This is a genomic window from Vibrio fujianensis, assembly GCF_002749895.1.
Lineage (GTDB): Bacteria > Pseudomonadota > Gammaproteobacteria > Enterobacterales > Vibrionaceae > Vibrio > Vibrio fujianensis.
The window spans coordinates 293,583-297,897 of record NZ_NBUS01000043.1; the positions used below are offsets into that span (position 1 = coordinate 293,583).

Annotated in this window: 5 protein-coding genes; 3 read left to right on the top strand and 2 right to left on the bottom strand. The window is 43.5% G+C overall.

What is annotated here, in order from left to right:
* The coding region (gene recD, locus B7C60_RS19115) for an exodeoxyribonuclease V subunit alpha (protein WP_245869307.1) at positions 1-866 on the top strand (866 nt) is incomplete at its 5' end.
* A 37-nt stretch (positions 867-903) separates the two neighbouring features.
* On the opposite strand, the gene B7C60_RS12135 is transcribed toward recD, so the two are convergent.
* Both B7C60_RS12135 and argA read right to left on the bottom strand, forming a co-directional pair.
* Positions 904-1,086, bottom strand: a complete 183-nt coding sequence (locus B7C60_RS12135) for a hypothetical protein (protein WP_099611871.1) — start codon at positions 1,084-1,086, stop codon at positions 904-906.
* Positions 1,087-1,303: 217 nt separating this feature from the next.
* Complete coding sequence (gene argA / locus B7C60_RS12140) at positions 1,304-2,638, bottom strand: amino-acid N-acetyltransferase (protein ID WP_099611872.1); 1,335 nt, start codon at positions 2,636-2,638, stop codon at positions 1,304-1,306.
* A 34-nt stretch (positions 2,639-2,672) separates the two neighbouring features.
* Here argA and B7C60_RS20095 point away from each other — a divergent pair, with 34 nt between their 5' ends.
* Together B7C60_RS20095 and mltA are read left to right on the top strand one after the other, a co-directional pair.
* A complete protein-coding gene (locus B7C60_RS20095; RefSeq protein ID WP_245869310.1) occupies positions 2,673-3,344 on the top strand; it encodes a DUF2850 domain-containing protein in 672 nt (223 codons plus the stop codon).
* Between the two features lie 71 nt (positions 3,345-3,415).
* Positions 3,416-4,315: murein transglycosylase A (gene mltA / locus B7C60_RS12150; RefSeq protein ID WP_245869313.1), on the top strand; the 900-nt coding region annotated here is incomplete at its 3' end.

Genomic DNA, 4,315 nt, shown 5'->3' on the forward strand with positions numbered 1-4,315 from the left:
TAACTTCTTACTCGACCCGAGCGTTGACTCATCCGTTGGCCGATAGTTTATGTATGCTGCAAAAAAGTTATCGTTTTGATGCCCGATCAGGGATCGGGCAACTGGCCAAAGCGATCAACTGTGGTGATGTTGAAAAACTTCATCAGGTTTGGCAGCAAGGCTTTTGTGATATTGAGCATTTTCCGATCACCAGTGACAATTACCGACATCTATTGCAGACCTTGGTGGAGGCTTACTCGGGCTATTTACAGCGGATGAATCAGTCGTACAGCGATCCATTAGGCCAGCCAGAATCAATGCAGCACAAAGCACAAGCCGTTTTAACAGCCTTTAGCCGTTGTCGATTATTATGTGCCGTACGAGAGGGACAGTTTGGTGTCCAAGGCCTGAACTTACGTATTGAACGCGCACTAGCGGCGCAAAAACAGATTCAATACCAAGATGAACAATGGTATGCCGGGCGACCAATTATGATTAGCCAAAATGATCATGCTCTCGGGTTGTATAACGGTGATATTGGTGTCTGCTTGCCCGATGACAATGATCCTAATCGGCGACTCAAGGTTTATTTTGAGTTACCAAATGGCCAGATAAAAGCCGTATTACCGAGCCGAGTTCCTGCCCATGAAACCGCCTATGCGATGACGATTCATAAATCGCAAGGCAGTGAATTTGATTTCACGCTATTAATTTTACCTCCAAATGTTAGCCCTATCATGACGCGTGAGCTTATTTACACCGCAGTAACGCGAGCAAAACAACGCCTAGCACTTTATGCCGATATGGCCGTACTCAAACGATGTATTACAGTAAAAACAGAGCGCGCCAGTGGTTTGGTCGAACGGTTAATGCAAGCGGAAGATTAACCGTTGATAGCCTTGCTTGAGAAGTAATAGGGATTGATTAAGCTTGTAGAGCTTTTGTGAAGGTAATGTTGCGGATTTTATAGCGTTCTTTTGATTCTAATAAAAAGCGTTGTAGATTTTCACAGACAGGAAAGACACAATGAACATCTAAACCTTCTAAAAAATGGTTATCTGCCATATCCCAAAAGCTTTGCAGCGAGTTACAAATTACGGTTTTCATAGATATTATGCTCTTAATTACTGGTACGAGTAGTAAAAGCCATCCATGCGACGTCTAAATCATCTATTTAGACTAGCCTATCCATCTCTTTTTTTTGCTGTTTTGTATGAGTGGATAATGTGTCCTATTGGTGTGAAAAAGTAGATCTAAATCACATCGAAGCGAATTGTACACAGTTGCATAAGCATTGCAAGTGATCATTTTATGTACAGAGTATCTAGAGCGACAAAATTAAGATCTTAGAGCGTCGTTGATAGTTATACAGGCTTTGTTTGGCCATCGGTAAGCGTTCAACTCCCACCTCAATGAATCCTTGCTCTCTAAACCAGTGTAGGCTATGCGTCGTTAATACGAATAAATGATGAATACCCATTTTTTTTGCTTGATTTTTCATATGGTTGAGTAGTAATAAACCCCGGTCGCCATCTCGATATTCAGGGTGAATCGCGACACAGGCCATTTCAGCCATTCCTTCGTTAGAGTAAGGGTAAAGTGCAGCACAGCCAATCAATAAGCTATCTTTTTCAATAATAGTAAATTGATGAATCTCTTGCTCAAGTTGCTCGCGAGAGCGACGGACTAAAATACCTTGTTCTTCAAGTGGGCGAATTAAATCAAAAATACCGCCAATATCATCAATCTGTGCTTGACGAACTTGTTCTGCACTGGCCATGACAATTTGTGTGCCGATCCCATCAAAAGAAAATAGCTCTTGGATTAAAGCGCCGTCTTCTTTGTAGCTAATTAAATGGCTACGCGGAACTCCTGCTCGGCAAGCGGTAATGGCTGCACGTAAAAAACGTAGGGTACCGGTTGAATCTTCATGAGGAGCGTGGGTGGTTTCTAATTGTGTCATTAAGGTTTCGACTTCGCTGGGAAATAGCTCGGCGATAGAATTTCCCTGCGGGTCAATAATCCCTTGTTCTGCACAAAAGCCAATTAACTTATCGGCTTTTAATCGAATAGCAACTTGTGTGGCCACTTCTTCAGAAAGGAGATTAAAGCATTCGCCAGTCACTGAGCTAGCGATGGGGCCCAATAATACGATTGAACCTTGATTGAGTGTTCGGTTAATTCCGTCAATATCAATACGACGGATGCGGCCACTGTGACAATAATCGATGCCATCATCGATCCCCAAAGGCTGAGAGATAACAAAATTACCGCTCACGACATTGAGTTGTGTACCGGCCATTGGGGTATTGTTTAAGCTCATTGAAAGCCGAGCAGTAATCGCCAGTTGCAACTGCCCTGCCGCCTGCATGACCAAACTGAGCGCTTCTTCATCCGTGATCCGAATGCCTTTATGGTAAGGTGTTGTGCGTTGGTGAGTGGCTAAGATTTGATTGATTTGTGGTCGCGCGCCATGCACGAGGACTATTTTGATCCCAAGGCTATGCAGTAGCGCAATATCACTAATTATATTGGAAAAGTTTTTATCGGCAATCGCTTCACCACCTAACATGATGACCATGATTTTTCCACGATGCGCATTCACGTAAGGCGCTGACTGTCTAAACCCTTTCACGAGGGCGGTACTGCGAATTTTCATAGTGAGCACTTGGTTTATTAATTATGCTTAAATAATGACTTTTTATTCACTCGTAAGCAAGTGTTTTTCCTCCCAATGTGAGGGACCTTGTGAGCGGCAGCTAAGTTCATTTATTTTTCAAATCATTTCGCTGCAAATGATTTATCCGCTAACATTATGGCTGTGCTTTTATGGGCATGATTTGTGGCTTTTATGTATACTAATTAAGCATGGTTTTTGTTTTTCTTATTTCAATTATCAATTGGTTGATGCCGGCATGCTCGCGGTGGTTGTACCCAAAGAGGGCTATGTATTGAAAAAACAAATAAAGTTATTGAAAAAACACAAAAGTCTTGAACGATTGCTGATGCTGGTGGCGTTGCTAGGAACACTTGGCGCTATCTTACTCTACAGCAATCTATGGGGGCGTATTTCGGAGCAATTTCAACCAGCAAAGAGCGAGATTCATGGCGTCTGGATTGAGCAAAATGTTGCCCCCTATGCAGCCCAGCATATCGAAATACGCGATGAGGCAATTATGATGAATGGGCATCTGGTTGCGACTCATTACTCATATAATGGCCGTCTATTAACGTTTTATGTTGGCGATCAAAAGGTCGAGTATCAAATGTTGAATGCAGCCAGTACCGAAATGAAGCTGATGTCATCTCATCACTATAAGCCTATTTTTCAATTGTCAGGAAAACATAAAAAACCACTTCGCTAACGATTCTGTCATTGCTCTTCGCAGAGGAGTTTGTCATGCTTTTCGTTCATACCCAAGATGGATAGATCCCAGTGATAAAACGTTTTTTTTCTTACGCTATGTTGGCACTCTTATTTGGTTGTGCACAACCCACAGATCGAGCGCAGCAGTATTTGGATGATCAATTGCCACAAATTTTAAATAAAGTGGATGCTGTTACTTCTAATTCTCCTCGTGATTTCAGTGCGTTTGCCGAACAAAGTGAACAAGTCGTCACTCGTTCTGCCGCTATGGCGGCCATTTATCAATCATTGTATGAAAAGCTGAATGAATGGGTTTTGCAAAGTGGTGATCCGGCTGAGCTGGCCCAGTTTGGCGTCCAAATGGCACAGCTGGGAGGCGGTGATAAGCAAGGTAACGTGTTATTTACCGGGTATTTTTCTCCAGTCATGGAGCTTCGTCATCGTCCGGATGAGGTGTTTCGTTACCCCGTTTACGCATTACCAGAGTGCGGTGATGAGTGTCCAACCCGCGCTGACATATACGCAGGTGCTTTAGAAGGGCAAGGGCTAGAGCTTGGGTATGCTGCTAACTTAATTGATCCGTTTATTATGGAAGTGCAAGGAAGTGGTTTTGTTCATTTTGAGGATGACGATACGCTAGAATATTTTGCTTATGCTGGGAAAAATAACCGAGCGTATGTCAGTATTGGACGCGTTTTGATTGAGCGTGGTTTGGTGAAACGGGCCGATATGTCTTTAAAAGCGATTAAAGAATGGGTACTTGCCAATGATGAAGCGACGGTGAAAGAGCTGTTAGAGCAGAACCCGTCCTATGTTTTTTTCCGGCCGAATGCAGCCGCGCCAGTAACCGGCAGTGCTGGGATTCCATTATTACCGCTGGCATCGGTGGCGGGTGACAGAACCCTATTCCCCATGGGCACGCCAATTTTAGCTGAAGTTCCACTATTAAATGCTGATGGCACTTGGTCG